Origin of the sequence: Lacrimispora sphenoides (assembly GCF_900105215.1) — a bacterium.
Lineage (GTDB): Bacteria > Bacillota > Clostridia > Lachnospirales > Lachnospiraceae > Lacrimispora > Lacrimispora sphenoides_A.
On the sequence record NZ_FOIP01000001.1, the window covers coordinates 3118142 to 3140526 of the forward strand.

23 protein-coding genes and 1 riboswitch are annotated in these 22385 nt (G+C 43.5%); of the genes, 12 read left to right on the plus strand and 11 right to left on the minus strand.

The window, feature by feature from the left end; translation table 11 throughout:
- Positions 1–122 precede the first annotated feature (122 nt).
- Positions 123–989 (minus strand): MerR family transcriptional regulator, encoded by an 867-nt coding sequence (locus tag BMW45_RS14110; protein ID WP_092244732.1) that lies wholly within the window; start codon positions 987–989, stop codon positions 123–125.
- A 464-nt stretch (positions 990–1453) separates the two neighbouring features.
- Between BMW45_RS14110 and BMW45_RS14115 the strand changes: the two genes are divergently transcribed.
- Positions 1454–2449: a helix-turn-helix domain-containing protein gene (locus BMW45_RS14115; protein ID WP_166433357.1), complete on the plus strand. Its 996-nt coding sequence runs from the start codon at positions 1454–1456 to the stop codon at positions 2447–2449.
- A gap of 59 nt (positions 2450–2508) precedes the next feature.
- On the opposite strand, the gene BMW45_RS14120 is transcribed toward BMW45_RS14115, so the two are convergent.
- From BMW45_RS14120 to BMW45_RS14140, 5 genes are read right to left on the minus strand one after another with little or no spacing between them, the layout of a single operon-like run.
- Positions 2509–3627, minus strand: a complete 1119-nt coding sequence (locus BMW45_RS14120) for a metal ABC transporter permease (protein ID WP_092244738.1) — start codon at positions 3625–3627, stop codon at positions 2509–2511.
- Positions 3611–4537 carry a metal ABC transporter permease gene (locus BMW45_RS14125; RefSeq protein WP_092244742.1) on the minus strand — a complete coding sequence of 309 codons (927 nt, stop codon included), beginning with the start codon at positions 4535–4537 and terminating at the stop codon, positions 3611–3613. The genes BMW45_RS14120 and BMW45_RS14125 overlap by 17 nt, the downstream gene beginning before the upstream one ends.
- A complete protein-coding gene (locus BMW45_RS14130; RefSeq protein WP_025234320.1) occupies positions 4537–5289 on the minus strand; it encodes a metal ABC transporter ATP-binding protein in 753 nt (250 codons plus the stop codon). Before BMW45_RS14130 ends, BMW45_RS14125 begins: the two co-directional genes overlap by 1 nt.
- Positions 5290–5303: 14 nt before the next feature.
- A complete protein-coding gene (locus tag BMW45_RS14135; RefSeq protein WP_092244745.1) occupies positions 5304–6242 on the minus strand; it encodes a metal ABC transporter solute-binding protein, Zn/Mn family in 939 nt (312 codons plus the stop codon).
- Between the two features lie 37 nt (positions 6243–6279).
- Positions 6280–6927 (minus strand): metal-dependent transcriptional regulator, encoded by a 648-nt coding sequence (locus BMW45_RS14140; protein WP_092244748.1) that lies wholly within the window; start codon positions 6925–6927, stop codon positions 6280–6282.
- Between the two features lie 415 nt (positions 6928–7342).
- Between BMW45_RS14140 and BMW45_RS14145 the strand changes: the two genes are divergently transcribed.
- Positions 7343–7831, plus strand: coding sequence for a metal-dependent transcriptional regulator (locus tag BMW45_RS14145; RefSeq protein ID WP_025234317.1), 489 nt, complete (start codon positions 7343–7345; stop codon positions 7829–7831).
- Between the two features lie 112 nt (positions 7832–7943).
- On the opposite strand, the gene BMW45_RS14150 is transcribed toward BMW45_RS14145, so the two are convergent.
- Entirely contained in the window at positions 7944–9134 is a 1191-nt protein-coding gene (locus BMW45_RS14150) for a cation:proton antiporter (RefSeq protein WP_092246509.1), read from the minus strand.
- Between the two features lie 52 nt (positions 9135–9186).
- Positions 9187–9263, minus strand: a riboswitch (Fluoride riboswitch).
- A 127-nt stretch (positions 9264–9390) separates the two neighbouring features.
- Entirely contained in the window at positions 9391–11592 is a 2202-nt protein-coding gene (locus BMW45_RS14155; RefSeq protein ID WP_092244751.1) for an extracellular solute-binding protein, read from the minus strand.
- Positions 11593–11810: 218 nt separating this feature from the next.
- Between BMW45_RS14155 and BMW45_RS14160 the strand changes: the two genes are divergently transcribed.
- The 6 genes from BMW45_RS14160 to BMW45_RS14185 all read left to right on the plus strand — a co-directional run bounded on the left by BMW45_RS14160 (position 11811) and on the right by BMW45_RS14185 (position 17178).
- Complete coding sequence (locus BMW45_RS14160; protein ID WP_092244754.1) at positions 11811–13208, plus strand: ABC transporter substrate-binding protein; 1398 nt, start codon at positions 11811–11813, stop codon at positions 13206–13208.
- Between the two features lie 64 nt (positions 13209–13272).
- Positions 13273–14169, plus strand: coding sequence for a carbohydrate ABC transporter permease (locus BMW45_RS14165; protein ID WP_092244757.1), 897 nt, complete (start codon positions 13273–13275; stop codon positions 14167–14169).
- 13 nt (positions 14170–14182) lie between these two features.
- Entirely contained in the window at positions 14183–14998 is an 816-nt protein-coding gene (locus BMW45_RS14170) for a carbohydrate ABC transporter permease (protein ID WP_092244760.1), read from the plus strand.
- A 12-nt stretch (positions 14999–15010) separates the two neighbouring features.
- The gene (locus BMW45_RS14175; protein WP_092244763.1) at positions 15011–15718 is read left to right on the plus strand and encodes an MBL fold metallo-hydrolase; all 708 of its coding nucleotides are present in this window, start codon (positions 15011–15013) and stop codon (positions 15716–15718) included.
- The gene (locus tag BMW45_RS14180) at positions 15702–16388 is read left to right on the plus strand and encodes an MgtC/SapB family protein (protein ID WP_092244766.1); all 687 of its coding nucleotides are present in this window, start codon (positions 15702–15704) and stop codon (positions 16386–16388) included. Before BMW45_RS14175 ends, BMW45_RS14180 begins: the two co-directional genes overlap by 17 nt.
- A 4-nt stretch (positions 16389–16392) precedes the next feature.
- Entirely contained in the window at positions 16393–17178 is a 786-nt protein-coding gene (locus BMW45_RS14185) for an inositol monophosphatase family protein (RefSeq protein ID WP_092246512.1), read from the plus strand.
- 110 nt (positions 17179–17288) lie between these two features.
- On the opposite strand, the gene BMW45_RS14190 is transcribed toward BMW45_RS14185, so the two are convergent.
- Positions 17289–17879: a methyltransferase family protein gene (locus BMW45_RS14190; protein WP_092244769.1), complete on the minus strand. Its 591-nt coding sequence runs from the start codon at positions 17877–17879 to the stop codon at positions 17289–17291.
- A 265-nt stretch (positions 17880–18144) separates the two neighbouring features.
- Between BMW45_RS14190 and BMW45_RS14195 the strand changes: the two genes are divergently transcribed.
- On the plus strand, positions 18145–18678 hold the full coding sequence (locus tag BMW45_RS14195; RefSeq protein ID WP_092244772.1) for a hypothetical protein: 534 nt from the start codon (positions 18145–18147) through the stop codon (positions 18676–18678).
- 72 nt (positions 18679–18750) lie between these two features.
- Positions 18751–19266 carry a ClbS/DfsB family four-helix bundle protein gene (locus BMW45_RS14200; protein WP_092244775.1) on the plus strand — a complete coding sequence of 172 codons (516 nt, stop codon included), beginning with the start codon at positions 18751–18753 and terminating at the stop codon, positions 19264–19266.
- 16 nt (positions 19267–19282) lie between these two features.
- On the opposite strand, the gene BMW45_RS14205 is transcribed toward BMW45_RS14200, so the two are convergent.
- Complete coding sequence (locus BMW45_RS14205; protein ID WP_330390757.1) at positions 19283–20212, minus strand: DMT family transporter; 930 nt, start codon at positions 20210–20212, stop codon at positions 19283–19285.
- Positions 20213–20500: 288 nt separating this feature from the next.
- Entirely contained in the window at positions 20501–21169 is a 669-nt protein-coding gene (locus BMW45_RS14210) for a tyrosine-type recombinase/integrase (RefSeq protein ID WP_166433358.1), read from the minus strand.
- A 143-nt stretch (positions 21170–21312) separates the two neighbouring features.
- On the opposite strand from BMW45_RS14210, the gene BMW45_RS29215 reads away from it, so the two are divergent.
- A complete protein-coding gene (locus tag BMW45_RS29215) occupies positions 21313–21858 on the plus strand; it encodes a Gp15 family bacteriophage protein (protein ID WP_330390758.1) in 546 nt (181 codons plus the stop codon).
- 106 nt (positions 21859–21964) lie between these two features.
- On the plus strand, positions 21965–22294 hold the full coding sequence (locus tag BMW45_RS14220) for a hypothetical protein (RefSeq protein WP_143057041.1): 330 nt from the start codon (positions 21965–21967) through the stop codon (positions 22292–22294).
- Positions 22295–22385: the final 91 nt, after the last annotated feature.

Genomic DNA, 22385 nt, shown 5'->3' on the forward strand with positions numbered 1-22385 from the left:
AAGGAGTTGAAACGCTGCAGCCCGGCATTTATGCGGGCTGCAGCGTTTTTTGAGTGGTTATGATTCCGGTGTTGATTTGTACCGTTTTGATCCAAAGCGGCTCTGTTTTATTATTTGAGAGTTTAATTGTGAAAATAATATTGCAATGCCTTCATAATATAATCGGAAGCACCGGCTCCATATTTTTTATCAGTGATTTCCCTGATAGTATCATGGGAATAGCTTTCTATTACCATATCCCAGAATCCATCACCCATATCTATCCCTAAATTGTTTTCATTGGAAAGTTCCACTATTTCGTGGACAATATCCTGAATTTCTCTGGAAGCAGCGTCTTTTGTTAAATCAGAAGTTAATTTCACGTATAAATCATTGCTTTTCTGCAATATTTCATCCTTGTTCTTGGCGAGTTCTTTTGATTGCTCCATTAAATCCGTAAAATGTTCCAGATTGTATTTCATGGCTTCCGTGTATTTTTCAATACTTCCAAATTGTTTAATGGCAAGTTTAGCTACGTTGGATTCATCATCTTTAATTTTTTGTATCAGCTGGTTGAAGTTTTCGATGCTGCCCCAATGTTTTATAACATCGTCTTCTTTTTGATTTTTGAATTGCTCCAATGCTTCGATATATTCACTTAGGTCAAATTCTTTAAAACTCATGCACGGTTCTCCTTTTTCTAATCGATCCAGAAGCTCAATAAGTTTGTCTATCCGATCACGTTTTAAACAGAGTAACTTCTTTTGCTTCTTAAATGCTTCAACTTTATCAAATTCTGGTTTTTGCAGTATTTCATTAATTTCTTTCAGTTTAAAATCCAGTTCTTTAAAAAATAAAATTTGCTGCAGCTTTTGCAAGACTTCATCGCTGTACAAACGATAACCAGATGGTGTTAATTCACTCGGTTTTAAAAGACCAATTTCATCATAGTATTGCAACGTCCGTGTGCTGATACCTGTTAATTCAGCAACCTGGCTTATAGTTTTCATGTTTATCAGCCCCTTTCACTTGGATAATTGAGAACAATACAGATATTTGCCGACGAATAATCTGTTTCGTTCCATGTCTAAATGGTACACTATCACGTTACGTAGTAGTCAAGGCTTTTCTGCATATTTTAATGTATTATTTTCGGGATATAGTTTAACCTCATCAAGTAGGGGCGCGGATTTCGAATATCTGATACTCCAGTAATTTACCTTGTCCTCAAACTCAATAAATTCTTTTAGTATTTCAGTTAAATCATCACATTTGTATTGTAAAAACGGTCATTGATATAGTAAAGTAGAATTTGCAACCGCCAGTTGACAAATTATACAGCGCACTTGGTGGTTGTCAACCGGTAAAAATACTATAATACAGACAGTCATATATCACCAGGTGAACGCAGATATTTATTACAGGACATTTGAAGATGGAATGACATAAATAAATTTTGAAAGGATGGTGCATTGTGATATTAGCAGAAAAAATTATTGCATTGCGTAAGAAGGCCGGATGGTCGCAGGAGGAGCTGGCATACCAGATGGGCGTATCGAGGCAGTCAGTATCTAAGTGGGAGTCCGGAACTTCAATTCCTGATTTGGAACGAATTTTAAAACTTAGTCAGGCATTCGATGTCAGTACGGATTATTTATTAAAGGAAGAGATGGAGGCAGATCCGGTATCTATTGCCATGGAAACTGATCGCGATGAGGTTCAGAAGACAGTTACCCTTGATATGGCCAATCAATTCATGGATATCAAGATCCGCGGGGCAAAAAAGACAGCCTCAGGTATCTCGGCTTATGTTTTGTCTCCGGTCATGCTGATTTTTCTTGGAGGATTAACAGAATTAAAAGATGTAAACATCAGCGAAAACATGGCAGGAGGATTGGGAGTGGCCATATTGCTGCTGATTGTCGGAATTGTCACAGTGTTTTTTGTAATGAATGGAATGAAGATGGAATCTTACCAGTATTTGGAGAAAGAAATCTTCCGCCTGGAATATGGAGTGGAAGGTATCGTACGAAAAAGGATGGCAGAATATGAAGGAACCTATAGAATCTTTAATGTGGCTGGTATCTTCCTGTGTATTATCTGTGCTTTGCCATTGATGACAGCCGTTGCGTTAAGCAGCTCAGACTTTGTCTATGTTATGTGTGTAGTGTTCCTGTTGATCATAGTTGCCTGTGCTGTATTTTTATTCGTAATAGCAGGAGAGAAAAAAGGCTGCTTCCAGATGCTGCTGCAGGAGGGGGATTATACGGTAGAGAAAAAACTGGAAAAGAAGCAGACAGAATACCTGCATGTGATCTATTGGAGTACCATTACCGCAGTATATCTCGGCATCAGCTTTTATACGGGAAATTGGAGCAGGACATGGATTATCTGGCCTTGCGCAGGAGTTATGTATGCGGCGGTGCAGGCGTCAGCTGCAGCATTGAAAGGTAAGAAAACGCCAGATTAATTTAAAAAACCAGACCCTTCCTTTTCCAAAAGATAGGGTCTGGTTTTTTATAATCAATATTATCGTGAGAAAAGCGTGATATAGTTACGCATAATGGCATACCGCCCTTCAGGCGTCAGTTTCACCAAGCCACCGGATAGCTGAACGCAATCTTCACGTACTAAAGATTTGATGATTTTCGAAGTAAATTCACCAGTCCAGTGCAAATGCGTCTTTATGGTGTCAATACCTGCTTCCGCATTTTCTTCTGCACTGTTTTCATGATTAGATAGGTGAAAAAGAAGTGTCGCTTTAGCAAATTCCAGTTTCTGATTCCTCCGTCTGAGAAGTGAACGGATCAGTCCCCTGCGGGGCGCAAAAACAAACACAAGGAAGAACACTAATCCGGTAACCACAGCCATACTGCCAGCTATGGACACATCCAGCATAGCCGCCGCCTGATACCCCAGGATCCCATTAACTGCTCCTATGATCCCGCTTAATATCAGCATTCGTTTGAGATCGTCTGTCAGCAGATAAGCCGTCACCGGGGGGCCGATCATAAAGGCTACCACCAGCACAGATCCTACCGCCTGAAATGCTCCGACAGTGGTAAGGGATACCAGCGTCATCAGTCCATAATGTACCAGTGCCGGGGAAAAGCCCAGCACGGCAGCCAGCATGGGATCAAAGGTTGCTATCTTTAGTTCTTTAAAGAAAATGATGATTGCAGAAAGATTGATCAACAGCAGAATCCCTGTTGTGTAAATCGCCTTTGCACCTACATCAACGCCGCCTATGACCATACGGTCAAAAGGAGCAAAAGCCAGCTCTCCCAATAGTACTGAATCAGTATCCAGATGAACTGAGCCGGCGTATCGGGTAATCAGGATAATGGCTATGGAAAAGAGCAAGGGGAACACCACGCCGATGGCGGCGTCTTCCGCCAGCAGCCGTGTCCGGCTTAGAAGCTCCGTAAGCCACACGGTCACCACCCCCATTAACGCGGCTCCCACAATGAGCAAAGGTGAGGAGAGATTGTGGGTGCCGAAAAAAGCGAGTACAATTCCCAATAGAATCGTATGGGTAATGGAATCCGACATCATTGACATTTTACGAAGTACCAGAAACGTTCCGGGGAGAGCGCAGGCCACAGCAACAATAACGGCTATAATTTGAATTTCAATTTGTGGTGCCATCCGGCACACCTCCTTCCAGCTTATATAAAACCTTATTTTTTCTTCGTTGATATACCCTGTGCAGAACACCGCGCCCAGGAGCGAACAGGACGCTGATGATCACGATGGCACTAACGCAAACCACAATAGCCGGGCCTGTCGGCAGCTTTGGAACGAGAGAGCTGGCGGCCGTTCCTGCGATACCGGACGCTGCTCCGAAAAGCGCTGAGAGCGTTACCATGACCCACAGCTTATTGGTCCACTGGCGTGCGGCAACTGCAGGGGTAATCAGCATGGCGCTCATGAGAATAACGCCCACCGTCTGCAAACCGATAATGATTGCCAGTACAATCATAAATGACAGCAGAAGATTCAGCTTTTTTGGGGAAAAGCCAAGGCTCTGGGCAAAGTCGCTGTCAAAAGTGAAAAGCTTAAATTCCTTCCAGAACAGCAGCACCAGTGCCAATAATATAATACCGCAAATTACCATTAGAATGATATCCCGCTGTAAAAGCGTAGACGCCTGACCGAAGATAAAGCGTTTCAGTCCAGCCTGATTGGAGTTTGGTATCTTCTGTACGTAAGTGAGCAGCACCAGGCCCAATCCAAAGAATACGGACATCACCAGAGCCAGCGCACTGTCAAATTTTACGCGGGTATGCCTCACAATACTGACAATAAACAGTGTTGCCAGCAAACCGGAAATAAGGGCGCCCATCAGCAGAACCTCTGTATTTTTACTGCCAGACAGAACAAAGGCCATCACCACACCGGGGAGGGCGGAGTGGGATATTCCGTCACCCAGCAGGCTTTGCCTGCGAAGCACTGCAAAGCTGCCGAGTACTCCGCTGATCAGTCCCAAGAGGGCGGAACCCAGAGCTACTGTCTGGAATGTATAGTCGGAAAATAACGAAATAATACTGCTTAACATCACATCACACCCCTTAGAAGCGTACCGGAGCTTTGGTAGGTCTTTTTTAAATTGTCTTCGTGGAATACTTCCTCCACAGGTCCACAGGCAACCACGCGCAAATTAATAAGGGTAACCCAGTCGAAGTAATCGGGTACCGTCTGCAGATCGTGATGGACGACCACCACGGTTTTATTCTGTTCCTTCAGTTCTTTTAACAGTGCTACAATCGCCCGTTCCGTTTGAGCGTCTACCCCCTTAAAGGGTTCATCCATAAAGTAAACTTCAGCTTCCTGTGCCAGGGCGCGGGCCAGGAAAACCCGTTGCTGCTGGCCGCCGGAGAGCTGGCTGATCTGGCGGGAAGCATATTCCTGCATGCCTACTTTTGCCAGCATTTGTTTTGCCAGCTCCACATCCGGTTTACCGGGACGGCGGATCCAGCCCAACTTTCCGTAGCAGCCCATCAGCACCACATCCTGCACTGTGGCTGGGAAATCCCAGTCCACACTGCCGCTTTGAGGTACATAGCCGATGCGGTTTTTTAAGGTACGTATATCATCATTTCCGTCCAGAAACCGGACGGCTCCGGTGACTGGCTTTAAAAGTCCGAGCATAGCTTTGATTAAGGTCGTTTTACCGGCTCCGTTTGGACCGACCACCGCCATCAGTTTTCCCTTTGGGATTTTTAAGTCTATATCCCAAAGGACAGGCTTGGCGTCATAGGCTACGGTTAAATCCTCTACCTCCACTGCATAGTTTTGTTGTCTTTCCATATGATTCCCTCCTGTCACTTTAATGCATCTACAATCGTGTCAACATTTGCTTTAATGGTCAGGATATAAGTGTCGGCTCCGGACTGGGCATCGCCCAGGGAGTCGGAATAAAGCTCTCCGCCGATGGAAACATCAAAGCCCTTCGCTTTTACCGCAGCCTGAAGCGCTTCAATGGTTTTTGGCGGCACGGAAGATTCTACAAAAATCGCCTTAATCTGCCGTTCCACAATAAAATTGGCCAGATCACTTACATCGGCAGTACCTGCTTCCGCATCGGTGCTGATGCCTTGCAGACCCCGTACCTCAAAGCCATAGGCTTTGCCAAAGTACTGAAACGCATCGTGAGCGGTCACCAGCACGCGGTATTTTTCCGGCAGTTCATCAGCGCGGCCGCGAATGTACGTATCCGTCTCATCAAGTTCTTTTAAGTAAGCGTCCAGATTTGCCTCATAGTCTGCCTTTCCATTGGGATCGGCGTCTGTTAATCCTTTTGCAACGGTTTTAGCTGCATCCTTCCATAGGGAAACGTCGAACCAGATATGAGGATCGTGGATGGAGTTGTCATCCTCCCATGCCAGAAGCCTGGATTCGTCTAAGCCCTTTTCAATGCAGATGACTGCTGATCCCTGGTTTGACAGGTTCTCAAATATTTCCCCCATTTTTCCTTCCAGATGCAGGCCGTTATACACTACCACATCCGCTTTCTGCATCAGAGAAACATCTCCGGCACTGGCCTGATACAAATGCGGGTCAATACCTGGCCCCATCAGGCCGTTTACCGTAACCCGTTCCCCGCCGATGGATGAAACCAGATCAGCCAGCATGGTGGTGGTAGCGACTATATTTAATTTATCTTTTGATGAGTCTTCGTTTACCGCCGGAGCAGAACAGCCCGTAAGCAGTAAGGTGAAACTCAGGATCGTACCAAGAATGCCTTTCGTTTTTTGATTCATGAGAAACCTCCTTAAAATATATTTGGTGTTATCCCCCCTATGTCTCGTCTACATAGATTTGACAGGCGGCCTTATAACTGATTTGAACACGTTTTCCTTCCAGGTCGAGGGTCAGCGGCCCTTCGTATGCGGCAGCTTCTATAATGCGGACAGAGCATCCAATGGTGATTCCGCTTTCCTGCAGATAGTCTAAAAGTTCCTTTTCTTCCTTTACACGCCGGATATGGGAGGTCGCACCCATAGGAAGCAGGTTTAAGGTCAGCAGCGGAGCGTGGTCGATTTGGCCGTCGGGATGGGGAATTGCACTGCCGTGGGGGCAATAGGCCGGGTAATTCAGAAATTTATCCAGCCGTGCGGTCAGCCGTGACGGGGTGATATGTTCCAGCAGTTCTGCGTCTTCATGTGCCTCACTCCACGAGTAGCCAAGATGGCGCATCAGGAAAACCTCCCAGAGCCGATGGCCCCGCACCAGCGAAATGGCAACCTGAATTCCCTCAGGCGTCAGGCATGAACCTTTGTAGGGCTCATAATGAGTCAGCCCCTCCCGTTTCAGCTTTCCAAGCATTTCTGTCACAGAAGCAGGAGCGATCTGCAAAGTTTCCGCAATCTGTTTATTGCTTACCAGCCCTTCCATACCGCCGAGCTTATAAATAGCTTTTAAATAATCTTCTTTGTTTGGTGTCATTTTATCTTCCTCCGTTTTAGAGATATAAACCCCGCCATCTGCGTGGGTAAAGAAATTGTTTGAAGAGTAAAAGTTCTTTATACCGCTAATAATTTCACAATTCCCCCAATCAGCAGGATAAGGGCGGTTACTATTAAAGTAGGTATCTTGCTGCGAAAAAGCTGTTTTGTATAAGTATCCATAATTTTCCTCCTGTTGTGTCGTTGTATTTAAATGTTTAGGCATACCTAAACTTTATTATATTATATGCCTAAATATGTAGAAATGCAAGTGGTTTACATATAAAATCAATCATTTCATTATTCAGTTCTGTTAGGGGAGGGAAATAACGTTTCCCTTGGCTAATTTATGGGACCTAAGTAGAAAGTGTTACGAATACACTATATAAAGTAAAAAAAACAGAGGATGAATGACAATGAGCCAACTTCCGCCTCAGGAATTCCGTACCGTCCGGGGATATGAACTGAAAAAACAAAATGAGAGCAGACTTACGCCTGCTCTTGAGGATTATCTTGAAATGGCGTACCGATTGTGTCTGGAAGAGAGCTGCACTCGCATAAACAGACTTTCAGGGCAGCTGCACGTTCGTCCGTCGTCTGCGTCAAAGATGGTATCCAAGCTTGTCCAGCTTGGATATTTGAGATACGATGGCTTTGAAAATATCCTGCTGACTGATGAGGGAAGAATAACCGGAGAATATCTGCTGGAACGTCATAATACTTTGGAGCGTTTTTTTACCATGCTTAAAAGCCCGCGTCCATTGGAAGAAGCAGAATTGGTTGAACATATGCTGGGAGATTTGACTGTATTGGAAATAAAGATGCTGATGGAGTTTTTTATTCAAAATCCGGATGTTAAAATACAGTTTGAGAGTTTTAGGGATATGGTTATTTCTAAAGATTAAATGGTCTTCAGTAATTAAAGGATTGCAGTAAACGCTTGTTAGGTCATGAATTAATCAATGCCTGATCAAGTATTCAAACGTTATTTCATTCCCGTTTCCCGGGCGTAAGGATTTACGTGTGGCCGTCATTCTTTACAAGTAGCCTTTTATAAGTTGCATCCACGCCGATCGCCCCAATCGGAGCAGTGATCAGGATCGCTAAAACCGCAACTGTCAAAATCGTATTGCCGGCTGCAACGCCTGCCGCCGAAGGAAGTCCGCCGATTGCCGCCTGTACAGTTGCTTTCGGCAAATATGCGATGGCACAAAACAGGCGTTCCTTTGCGTTTATTGGGGTTTTGGCAAGGCAGAAAAATACGCCGCATATCCGGATCAACAGGGCGATAAAGATAAGAGCGACAGCCGCAAATCCAGCCTTTGCTGCGTAGCTGATATCCACCGTCGCGCCCACCAATATGAACAGCATCAATTCCGCAGCCACCCAGATTTTTGAGAACTTGCCCGACAGGCGCTTTGCTAAAATATCGTACTGCTTTAAGATAGTACCGCCTAAAGCCATGACAGCCAGTAAGCCCGACATGGGCACATACGCTTTAATGGCTGTTTCAAGAGAAACCAGCAGGAATGCAGTGCTTAATAGAATCAAAATTTTGACCGTATCCCGTATGTGGATTTTTTGAAACAGCTTCACCAAAACCAGGCCCAGTAAAACACCAACCAGTAAGCCTGTTATAATGGCGATTGGTATTTTTATAAGGCTTATAGCATCAAAGCTGCTTCCCTCGTACATGCCCATAAATGATGTAAAAAGGACAATGACATAAATGTCGTCAACGGACGCTCCGGCCATGATAAGCTGGGGGATGCTCTTTTCCCGGCCGTAGCCATGCTCCATCAGCTTTAACATTTTAGGCACAATCACTGCCGGAGAGACTGCACCGAGCACTGTTCCCATAATAGCTGCTTCCAAATGAGAAATCGGAAAGAACATTGGTGCAAAAATAGTAGTGGCGGCTATTTCAAAACTTGCCGGAATGAAGCACATAAGGATTGCCGGGCGGCCAACCTTTTTTAAATCCTTAATATCCAGCGCGAGCCCTGCCCTTGTAAGGATCACGATCAGGGCAATTTGTCTCAAATCAGCAGAAATATTCAACAGCTCCGGCGCGATCAAATTCAGTGCATACGGCCCTAACACAATACCAGTGAGCAGCATACCCACAAGGCCGGGGAGTTTTAGTTTCTGCATGGTTCCGCTCAATACCATGCCGCAAAGAACCATCATTGCAAGACTGAAAAGCATACTTATCCTCCTTTGTGCAGAAATGTAAAAAAGCCGACACTTCTGCAATGAAATAATTGCAGAAGTCATCAGCTTAATAAGCGGTTCGGCTAAAATCAGCACAGGGAGAACTTCATTCCCTTTGGCCATTATAGCAAAGATGTTTGAAAATTTCAAGGAATAACTCATAAGATCTTCTTATAATCCTCTTCATTATATCTTATGGCGATACAACGTGTCATATCAAAAAATCATATAAAAAAACGTATCAAGCCAATCACACATCCCTTTTTAAAAACTGTTCATCATACATCTTCTGCGCTTGGTCCAATGCAATAGTGGGAGATTGAACATTGCTGTAAGCATTTTTCACCGCCATACCGATAATGCTCAAAAAACGGCGTTCATCAAATGGAAAACCGGACAACTCAGGCACCCGCCGCCCTTTGGCCATTACAAAACAGTCCTTTGCATAATTTAGCCATGGATAAGAATTGACGATTTCATAATTTTCATAGGATTTCTTACAGGGGGAAACGCTTCCCAGCAGTGTTTCAGCGGAGGCGATTGTTTCACTGCATATCCAGCGGATAAAGGATAATGCTTCATTGGCCCGGCGGCTGTATTTTGAAACGCCGAGAGTTCCGCCGCCGATGACTGGGTTGCCGCCGGGAACCAGAGCATATCCGATATTTCCCACAACCTTGGAAGTTGAACTGAGCAGGTCAGAAGCATAGTTGCTGTACAGCAGGGTCATAGCAATGTTTCCGCTGGCAAAAGAGGTGGCGGTATTGGTCCACCAGGAATTATACTTTGGGCTGGAATAATTGCGGATATCCACAAGCTGTTCCAATGCCCGGACCGCGGCCGGAGAATTCAGGGCCACATTGTAGTGTTCGTCATACAGATTGTCCTGATAACTGAAAAAACGGGCCAAAAATTCAGAGCCTGCTACTCCGGTGGAACCAAGAGTGAGAGTGGCCCCATAATCCACAGGAGATGTTGGGTTCAGAGATTTTGTAAAGAATGCGGCAATCCGGTTGAACTTATCAAAAGTATCTGGAGGGAGCAGCTCTTCCCGGTGTTTTTCAAAGTACATGCGGCGGTAAATAGGGTCATTGAATAAATCTTTTCTGTAAAACAGAAGCTGCATACTTGGAGAAGTGGGCAATGCGTATACATGTCCGTTGATCATTGAAAACGGCTCAATGGTACCATCTATAAATTCATTGAGACATTGAGAGACCGACGGATCGATTCCATCCAGTGGCTGTAATATTTTTTCTGCAAACCAGGATAACCAGGTCACATCCAGACGCAGGATGTCGAATACGGAGTCCTTTGTCATATTTGTAAAGGCTTCATAGATTTCATCGTAGGAATAAATGGTGATGTTAACGGGTATCCCGGTTTTTTGAGTATACAGGCGGGAAAGGCTGCGAAGAGTGTAAGCGCTGGGGGTGTCAAGGGTCAGGATGTTTAACGGGGATTTGTTATCGCTGTAGATGATATTCGAAAACCAATCACGGAAACCTGAATTTTCAAGAATTCTTTTCTCCGGATATTTGCCTGAGGGATCATTTTCAATCAGGGTTTCGGCAGCGATCTTTCCCAACTGGCGGTAATTCAGTTCGTATTTATCAAAGTCGTTTTCGGGCATGGTAAATACAGGAGAAACGGTGTATATATTTAAGCTGAGCTCTGGGTAAAAGGTATTATGTATATCTTTTACAGATTCAGCAAAACCGTAATTGGATATAAAAATGGCCTGGGGCGTGGAATCATGGAAGATCTGCATAATGTTCTGCAGTTTCCTGTATGAGTCCGTCTGTATGTGGTGCACGGAACAGGAGGAGCTCTTCATCGTGTCCATAAAGCCGTCATAAAATGCCAGCTCATTGGACAGCCGAAGGCTACCGGTCAAAATACAGATATTTGTATATTTCTTTTCCAAAGCCTTCCTGGCTAATTCTTTTCCTGCCTGTCCATAGTTGAATCCAATATATTTACAGGATATATCAGGATCCCGTTCAATGAAAATGATATTTTCCCGGATCTTTTTCTTTCCCTCTAAGTATGGAATAGAGTCTGACTTGGAGGTAAAGGAAGTAAATGATGCAATTCCTGCGGGCATAAGGGAACGTATGTCCTGTAAGGCATTGATCTCAGCCTCCGGCTGATCGTCATTGGTGAGATACTGACATACGGAATAACTATGATTTTCGGCATAAGCCTTAAAACTCATAAAAAAATCGATGTATTGTTTGGAACGCAGGTTTGGAAGAATGACGGCTAATAAATCGGAGCGCCCCTTGCGCAGTAATTTAGCTCTTTCATTGGGGATATATCCAAGAGAGGCAGCGGCATCCATTACCTGTTTTATCTTTTCGCTGCTGACGTTGCCTTTTTCATTTAGAACATTTGAAACAGTTCCCTGGGCAACACCGGCGGCCCTGGCAATATCTTTAATAGTAACCATAAAATACCTCCATAATTTACCAGAAACAAATGATTATTTATAGTATAACATATAAAATAAAAAATGAAACCTCTTTTTAAATGTGAAAAACAAACATTAAAATGCAAATATTTGTAAATATATTGTATGAAATATATAAAAATATTATTGACACGTTTCAATCGCTGTGATAAACTACCCATGTAAACATCGATTGTTGAATTTAAGGAGGGGTTGTTTTGAAAAAAATGAAACATTTATCTGCGATCACATTGGCAATGGTCATGGCTGCAGCAGGTGTATTGACTGGGTGCGGCGGCAATTCAACAGGTGCAGCAAAGGCAGAGCAAACGGAAACAAACGCCGAGTCAGCCTCAGCGGATACAGATTCTGCAAAGGCAGAGCCTCAGGAAAATGCGGGGGATGCATTGCGCCTGACGTTTTACTATCCGGTCAACGTAGGCGGATCAGCTGCACAGCTTATTGAAAAAATCTGCACGGACTTTAACTCGGAGAATCCTGATATTGTTGTTGAACCGGTTTATACAGGAAACTATGACGACACTGTTACAAAAATCCAGACGGCCGTACAGGGAGGAACCCCGCCGGATGTGTTTGTAAGTCTGGCGACCCAGAGATTTACCATGTCATCTACAGGTATGGCTATGCCGCTGGATGATTTTATTGCAGCTGACGGAGAAGAAGGAAAAGCATTCATCTCAGACTTTCTTCCTGGATTTATGGAAGATTCTTATGTAGATGGAAAGATTTATTCAATTCCTTTCCAAAGAAGTACGGAGATCCTCTATTATAACAAAGACCTGTTCAAGGAAGCCGGACTTGATCCGGAGAAGCCGCCCAGAACCTGGGAGGAGCTGGCGGATTATGCGGTGAAGCTGACAAACAGCGACCATTATGGTGTTGGCATCGCTTTGAATTCCGGCTCTGCTCAGTGGACGTTCACAGGATTTGCGTTACAGAACAGCAAAGACGGTAAAAACCTCATGAGTGAAGATGGAAAGACCGTTTACTTTAATACCCCTGAAAATGTAGAAGCCCTTCAGTTCTGGCTGGACCTCCAGAATAAATACAAATGCATGGCAGAAGGGATCGTACAATGGACCGACCTGCCCACACAGTTCCTGGCAGGGGAAGTAGCTATGATCTATCATACCACCGGAAATATGACCAATATCAACAGTAACGCCAAGTTTGAGTTTGGTACGGCATTTATGCCGGGACATGCACGGGATGCGGCTCCCACAGGCGGCGGTAACTTCTATATCTCAAACGGAATCGCGAAGGAGCGTGCGGATGCAGCTTGGAAATTCATTAAATTTGCTACTTCTACGGAAAGAGCAGCCCAGTGGAGCCTGGATACTGGTTACGTAGCGACCAGACAGTCTTGCTATGATACGGATCTGATTAAAGATTATTATGCAAAGGTTCCTCAGGCTTCCATCGCTTATGAGCAGCTTCCCTTTGCAAAACCGGAGCTGACGACTTATAATGCGGCTGAAATATGGAGGATTTTAAACGATAACATCCAGGCGGCAGTAGTGGGAGATATGACAGCACAGGAAGCGCTGGACCAGGCCCAGGAGGAAGCAGAGGAAGTTTTAGCAGATTTTCAATAGTATAGGAAACCGAAAGGGGATTGCAGCTTGCAAACCCCTTTCTTTAAAGAAGGGTGACGGATCGATGAATGGTGATTTAAAAAAGAAGAAGGAATTGAAACATAATTTCACGGCATGGATGCTTGTTGCCCCGGCACTGGCGTTCATGCTGGTATTTACAGCGTACCCTGTATTCAGGAGTCTGTATCTAAGCCTTATGAAATATAAAATGGGAATGGGGGCGCCAGAGCTTATTGGGCTGGAAAACTATGCAAAACTGTTTTCATCAAAGCTGTTTTGGAAGGTAATGGGAAATACAGTCTTTTTTGCACTGATTACCGTACTGCCCAGCATGGCTGTGGGATTGGGCCTTGCCGTTCTGGTAAATAGAAGGAGCCGGACCATCGGTTTTGTAAGAACGGCTTTCTTCTATCCGGTTGTAATGCCTATGATAGCCATAGCCAGTGTCTGGATGTTCATCTATATGGCGAAAAACGGATTGTTTGACCAGATGCTCATTAGCATGGGCTTTCGTCCATTGAACGTCCTGTCAAAGAAAAGTACGGTGCTGCCTGCCATGGCGGTCATGTACGTATGGAAGGAGGCAGGATATTTGATGGTATTTTTCCTGTCGGGGATCCAGAGCATATCAACGGAGGTCATGGAGGCTGCAAAGATCGATGGGGCCGGAAACTTAAAAATCTTTAGAAAGATTACCCTGCCATTGCTGGCCCCTACATTCCTTTTTGTATCGACCATTGCCTTTACGAATAGTTTTAAGCTTGTGGATCATGTTGTGATCATGACAGAGGGGGCTCCTAACAATGCCAGCACCCTCCTTCTTTACTACATTTACCAGCAGGGCTTTACGAATTTTAATTATGGTGTGTCCTCCGCACTGACGGTTATCATGCTTTTCTTGCTGTTAATTGTGTCACTGCCGAGATTTATAAGCCAGGACAAGAAGATCCATTATAATTAGAGGGGAGAAGGTTATGAAGAACTTAAAGAAACTATTAATATCCATTTGTTCCGTACTGCTGGCAACCGCGTGGCTGGCTCCCCTGTTTTGGCTTGTTTGTACAGCTTTAACGGAGCCTACGTTTAAAATGGCGTTCTTTCCCAATTCTAAGTTTACTTTGGGCAATATCGTGTATGTGTGGAATGCCATACCCTTTGGAAGATATTATTTAAATACCCTCTTCCTTGTTGCGGTAACATTTTGTATTCAGTTTGTTACATCTACCTTGGCTGGATATGCCCTTGGTGTCATGGAGTTTAAGGGACAGTATCTGGTGATGGCAGTGATTTTTATGCAGATTATTATACCTAATGATGTACTGATTACGCCTAACTTTATGACCTTATCGGAGATGGGGCTTACAGATACAAAGCTTGGCATCATGCTGCCGTTTTATGGAAGTGCCCTGGCAATCTTCCTTTTAAGGCAGCACTTTAAGACCATACCCAGGGCCTTAGCGGAAGCGGCAAGAATTGACGGCGCAAATATATGGCAAACCATCTGGCAGGTATATATGCCATGTGCAAAACCGGCATATATGTCATTTGCAGTCATTTCGGTCAGCTATCACTGGAACAACTATCTGTGGCCGTTAATTGTAACAAATTCCCCTGCAAACCGCACCCTGACGGTGGGTCTTGCTATTTTTGCAAAATCCAAGGAAGCAAATATGCAGTGGGCGAATGTCTGCGCAGCCACGTTAATTATCATACTGCCGTTATTAATAGCCTTTTTCATCCTGCAAAGACAGTTTATGAGCAGCTTTGTCAGTGCAGGCATCAAGGAGTAGGGGGAGAAGACGATGGAATTACATTTTTTAGGCTGTGGATCGGCATTTTATCCTCAGTATAAAAATACCAGTGCATATTTTGAATTGAACAATGACCTCTATTTGATCGATTGCGGAGAAACTGTATTTGAAGCATTGCTCTCATTGGTTGATCTTGAACAATACAGGGAAATTTACGTTGTGATCACACATCTGCACGCGGATCATGTGGGAAGCCTGGCCTCTTTGATTTCTTATACTTATTGCATGTTGGATAAGAAGCAGGTTACCGTTATTCATCCCAAGCCTACGATTGCCCAGTTATTAAGCCTTATGGGGATCGGAAGGGAGTTTTACCGTTATAAAGAGGCTTATAACGGCAGCAGTGTAGAATTTGAAGCGATCCAGGTTCAGCATGTGGATAATATGGAGTGTTTTGGCTATGTCATAAAAGTAAATGGAGAAACGATTTATTACAGCGGAGATTCCTCTCATCTGCCTCAAAGAATACTGGAGGATTTTAAAAAGGGGGAAATCAAGACCATTTATCATGACACAAGCACCCATGATTCTGACTATGCAACCCACTGTTATTATGGTAAACTGGAGGCATGGATTCCCCATGAGATGAGAAGGAGGGTATTTTGCATGCATTTGGATTCTGATTGTAAAGATTTGTTGGAAGGAAAAGGGTTTTCCGTAGTAAACGTGGATGGTGATTCGTATGCTGAATCTAGGTGATTTTCAGGAACTGAACGAAATTACAATTACAGTACGTATATGCCTGGCTCTGATTATAGGCGGCATTCTGGGAATGGAAAGAGAAGTCAGGAAGCAGCCGGCAGGATTCCGGACGTATATGCTGGTATGTATGGGATCGGCAGCAGTGATGATGACCAACCAGTATATTTCGCAAACCTTTGGCGGCTCAGACCCCTCAAGGCTTGGCGCGCAGGTGGTCAGCGGGATCGGCTTTTTAGGGGCAGGTACCATCATAGTGACCAGAAATAATCAGGTAAGGGGTTTAACCACTGCCGCCGGATTGTGGGCGGCTGCCTGTGCAGGGCTGGCTGTTGGCATCGGGTTCTACAAGGGGGCAATACTTGTGGGATTGGCTATCAGTCTGATTATGACGGTTTTCCAAAAGGTTGACAGCCGGCTTATGGCAACTTCAAGAATCTTTAATTTGTATATGAACTTCAATGCTGCGGCAAATTTGAATCTGTTTCTGGAAAGCTGCAAAGAAAGGAATATACAAATTATTGATATCCAGGCATTTAAAGCAAAGGGCAAGGGAGAAGACGGTATCATTGTCATGATCACATTGAAAACTGCAAAAAGAGAGCCCCGGGGGAACGTATTGCAGTTTTTAGGTATGGCAGAGGGGCTTAAGTATATGGAGGAATTGTAGTTTGATGGACAAAGAATTACATATTGACAGGAAAGAAATCGAAGAGCTTGTACTTGATACCAGATGCTTTTTTAATGACCAGCGGCTGGCAGCAGATGTCCGGTCTAAGGGTCCGGCGGATTACGTCACTCAGGTAGATATCCAGGTTCAAAAGTGGCTGAAAGAAAAACTGGAGGAGAAATATCCTCTGATCCAATTCATGGGAGAAGAGAAGAACAATTCGGACCTGGATTTTAACAGGCCGATGTGGATTGTGGATCCGGTGGATGGAACCACCAACTTACTTCATGATTACAAACAAAGTGCCGTAAGCATAGGCTTATGGGATGGAAAAAGAATAGGGTTAGGAGCTGTATACCTGCCATTCTTAAATGAATTTTTCTGGGCGGTAGAGGGAGAAGGCGCTTTTTTAAACGGCAGCAGAATCCGTGTCAGCAATAATAAAACCCTGGAAGAATCGTTGATCGCCATAGGCACAAGCCCTTATTATAAGGAAAATGCGGAAAGAATCTTTGATATGAGCAGAAGGATTTTTATAAAATGCCAGGATATCCGCCGAGGCGGCTCCGCTGCCATTGACATGGTGTATGTTGCCTGCGGCAGACTGGACGGATATTTTGAAATGAATTTGAATCCATGGGATTATAGCGGAGCGTACCTGATTGTGAAAGAGGCTGGAGGAATGGTGGCTGAATTTGACGGTTCCCCGGTGCAGTTTCATAAAAAGAGCCATCTCATAGTCAGCAATGGACATATTTGGCATGAGATGCAAAAGGAGATCTGTATCTAGATTCAAGTTGCGATATGCTCCTTCCTATAACGGACAGTTTACATTATAAAAACTGTTCGCCGCAGGAAGGAGCATATGTTTGTATTGGGGAAAGCCTCCCAAGAGAAGGTTCAAAAAAACAGGAAGTATCGCGGCGTGCTGCTCTTGTATTTCAGATACTCATCCCCAAAGGCACGAGGCAAATACGTTTCTTCTTCCAAAATCTGAAAATGAAGCAGCAGGATTCCAATGAACGCGGAAAGGATGCTGATCATGTTTGGAAGGGCAAGAGAAGAGCCTATATATAGTAAGTCAAAGCCCACAAAAGCCGGATTCCTGCTGACCTTATATATGCCTCGTGTTACAATGGAAGTTTTTTGGGTTTCGTCCACACCTGCGCGCCAGCTGTCACGCATGGAGGTAATAGCCAGTACAAAGAAAATAACCCCGCCTCCCGTGAGTGCAATTCCTATCCACCGTACACTGTCAGGAAATGAAAGAGGGAGCATGAAACGGGAAAAGAACACGCTTGCGTACTGAATAGCTGCAATGCCGTAGGTTGCTGCAAGAAGAGCCGTTTCTATTGCAGCCGTTTTATGAGGTTTGCGGCCCTTTGCCAGCCGGTTTGTGTGTATGCCCTTTTTCCGAAGAAGGATTTGCTTCGTAAAATAGGCAATGTAAAAACAGGTTATTAACGCAAATATGCTGATCTGAAAAATCATTCTATCACCGCCTTGTATGTAATACCTCAAAGTATATCATGGAAACGTCAAAATGAACATTAATATATGATTGATTGATACAGGCAAACTTATTGCAGGAAAAGTGAGAGATGCCGGACGCGGCCGGATAGAAAAAGGTGATAACGAAACTAAAACGTCAATGCTCATACGCCCGTATTCCTGTTGTTTTTGTTTGCCTTTTTTAAATATCAAAGGTACAATATCGTTATATAGCAAGATGTGTTTTTAAGGGGGTATGTTTTCTATGAAAAGATTGATAGCATCAGGGCTGGTATTGGCCTGCATGACATTGCTAATAGCTGGATGCAGCAAAAACCATAAAACGGCAGGGCATCCTCATGCTTACTTTAACGTAATGTACATGGGGGAACTGGCAGTCTGTAAGATGCTGTGGAATCAAAACGATGAGATACTTCGATTAAAAGTACTGGCAGAGGATTACCCGCAAAAATTAAAGAATGAGATCATTCGTTTCTTTTCCTTTGAGGCAGGCTTTTCCCAGATGCTGGCAGAAAAGAGTATCCCAGGGAACGATGTGTATTATGCATCCGCTCATCTGGTCCGTTCCATATCTGCGCTTAATCAAGTGCTGTTTGCACTAAATGAGCAATACTGCATAAACGAGAAAAAGGCGGTGAAAATGATTGATGGGTTTCCCATATCTCCTGACCATTATAAAGAGAAGGTGGATACTATCTTTTCATTATCCGGTACTAATTTGCCGGGGGCGTGTGACCATCTGAAAAAATTGGTAAATGAAGTAGATTTATTGCTTTGAATTTTCATAGGGCTGGCGCAGGCATGGTTGTCTGCCGGCAGCAAATAAAACAGAAATTTGGAGGGCAATGCATTGACAGAATATAAAGATAAGCAGGAATTGATCGACGAGATATTAAATCGTGCTAAATTATTCATAGATGAATTTTCAGATATTCAGGAAGCAGACAAGGACAAACAAATTGACGGCGTGGACAGGACTCCGGCACAGATGATAGCCTATCAATTAGGGTGGTTAAACCTTGTTCTTCATTGGGAAGAACAGGAGCAGCAGGGGAATACGGTTGTCACACCTCACCCAGATTATAAGTGGAACAATCTGGGCGGATTATATGAGAGCTTTTACAGGCAATACGAAACATACAGTTTACAGGAATTATGTACTATGTTTAAGGAAACGGTACAAAAAATCATAAACCTTACGGAACATTATGAAGATACCGAGCTTTTTCAGCCAGGAAGCAGAAAATGGGCTTCTTCAACACCTTCCAACTGGGCAGTCTGGAAATGGATCCATACGAATACGGTCGCGCCCTTTAAGTCATTTAGAAGTAAGATCAGAAAGTGGAAGAAGCTGAATGGTAGCTGAAAAGCTCTTATCGATATTACCGATCCTTATGTATTTGAGGACTAATAAAAAAGAGTACCAGCCCCATTAAAATCGTTGCTATCCCGATACCTTGCTGAAGAGAAATTGCCTCATGTAAAATAAAATAGGCCAGAATGCAGGTGCCGATGGTTTCTCCCAGTATGCTCATGGAAATAACCGTCGCAGGAATCCACTTTAGCAGCCAATTAAAGATAAATTGTCCAAAAATAGTTGATATAAGTGCTAATCCCCCAAAGGCTATCCAGGTGGCTTTCGGATAACCGCTGAAAGAGTTACCCCCAATCATTGCGTAACACCCTAAAAAAACGGAACTGCTTAAATAGCTGATGACGGAATAAGGAACCGCAGATAATTCCTTTCTTATTGCCTGGCCTATAAAAAAGTAGACACTGATAATTCCTGCCGCCAAAAACGCTAATAAATCACCAAAAAGAGCTTGAGAGCTTATTTGAAAATCCCCCCATCCTATGATAAAGCAGCCCATAATGGCGATCAGACATCCCCCAATTGCCAGCTTGTGAAATCGTTCCTTCAAAAAAGTATATCCGATAGCGATCGAAAAAAGAGGCTGCAATGTTACGATAACTGTAGAGCTTGCCACTGATGTATGCCTCAGGGATTCAAACCACAGCAGATAATGAGCAGATAAGAGAAGTCCTGACAAAATCCCAAGTGACCATTGCTTTTTGGAGAGGGACAGCAATTGATTCTTATTTTGTTTGCTGCCCAATAAAAATGGCAAAAGGATCAGCGCTGCAAAAAATAATCGGAAAAATGCTGTTATAGCAGAAGGGGCATTAGCCAGGCGAACGAAAATTGCGGAGGTGGAAAGGGAAAAGACACCGAAAAGCAAAGCCAGGTACAATCCAATATTAGTCTTCAAAGTTTTTCTCCTATGTTTATAAATTATAAATGCAAAATACAATAAAATGCTTTAGTAATTATAGTATGATTGTTTGCTAAAAGCCAGTGTTATTTACATTTCTGATAAGTCAAAAATAAAGCGCTAAGAATACAGTATGTAGATGACCGAACTTCATCACGCCGATAATCAATCTTTTTTTATTAAGGCATGAATACGGTTCATGCAACTCCCAGATTACTGTCAGTGTCACGTATCAACCTGGAAACGCAGAAAAAAACAATCCCTAATTTAAGGAAAGCCTGTGGCATATTTGAAGAACAAATGGTATACTTTTTAAAATTCCTTTATTTATGCCTGTTTTATGGCTATTATTTTATTGTTTGACTGCATTTTGACTGCATCATAATAATTCTCTAATTTCTCAATTTCAACATCCGCATATCCAAAATGAGTGTAAGTGTCAAGGGTTGTTTTTATGTCAGAGTGTCCAAGCGGGTATTGTGCTTGCTTAATACCTACTCCAGCTTTGTACAAATCACTTGCATAGGTGTGACGAAAAATATGAGGGGTGATATCCTTGGCTAAAGGAGCGTTGCTCGTATCCTGCAATTTGGCCAGTATTTTCTTCCAACGATACTGAAAAGCTCCCCCTGACGGAATGTATCCTCCTTTGATGGTTATAAAAAGTATTCCAGTTTTTTCAGAAGTATATTGTCTTAGAATGGGAATCAGAGGCTTCGGGATCGGAATTTGTCTTGCTCCGGATGTGGTTTTAGTGTATTCTTGTAAGCAATCAGTTATCTTTTTGCTGGCTACGAGTGTTTTGGATACGTTTATCCTCATTTTAACAAAGTCAATATCCTCAACGTTCAAGGCAAGTGCTTCGTTTTTTCGCAAGCCAGTATAAAGAAGGACGTTTATAAAACATCTTTCGAAAGAGTCCAGTTTTGCGGTTTCAACAAGTTTTAACTCATCACTAGTTAACGCACGTTTAATCGATTTATTCTCATTTTTCACTCGCACCATCCCATTGGTGATATCCCTTGGCATAATGCTCTTATCTACGGCATATTTAACTATAGCTTTAATTCTGACCAGGTAAACGTTGTATTGTTCTATTCAGAAAAGAAGATGAATAAGTATCTGGGAGATATTTAAAAATGATCGGGGCATTACCGGCTAGCTTGAATGTAGGCGGAGAGGAGTATCCCGTTGAAACAGATTTTAGAAACATTCTGATTGGATTAACCGCCTGCGCTGATCCGGAGTATAACGATAGAGAAAGGCTGTACATATTGATGAAGCGACTCTTCCGTGATCGTTTAAATGAAATCCCGGAAGATTACATTACAGAGGCGGCAGAAAAGGCTAAATGGTTTATTGACTGCGGGCAGGTGGTAGAAGATAAAAAGCCTCCTTTAAAAGTTATTGACTGGGAGCAGGACGAACCCATTATCTTTCCAGCTATAAATAAATTAGCTCATAGGGAGTCCGGTCCGTGGAATATATCCATTGGTGGACCTTTATGGGTTACTTTATGGAAATTGAAGAGGGAACCTTTTCCATGGTTTTGGGAATCCGGCAGAAGATTGCAAAGGGAAAGAAGCTGGAGAAATGGGAAGAAGAATTTTATCGTAACAACAAAGCTCTTTGAGATATTAAGACCCGGTACACGCAGGAAGAACAGGCAGAGATTAATTATTTAAACAATTTTTTTGGGTAGGCGCCGTATGGTGTCTTATTTTATGCCCGGGGAAGAGGTGAAAACATGGCTGTTGATGGAAGTCTAAAATTTGATACTACATTCAGGCCATGATGGGTACCTTTGAGGCCCAAGGGACCAGGGAACGGAAAGAAAACTTCGGTATCGGCACGCAGATCATACAGTTTGAAGGAAAAACGGCAATCATAAAGAAATCAGTGGAAGAAGTATCTGTAAGAGTCACGGACTTAAAAGCAGAAACCGAAGCACAGTTTAAAGTGACCGCCGATCAGATCCTTGCAGAAGTAACCAGGGCGAAGCAGGCAGAGGCTTCTTTAAGCATCAGAGCCGATCAGATTGCACTATCGGTTACTAACCTAACCAATGATACTAATTCACGATTCACGCAGACAGCGGAGCAGATATCCCTATGCCGATGATGCTGATGGAAAGATGGTAACGGAGCCGGTGACATTGACACCAGATCATGACGGTTCATTAAAGTATCCAGGATTATCCTTATAAAATTAA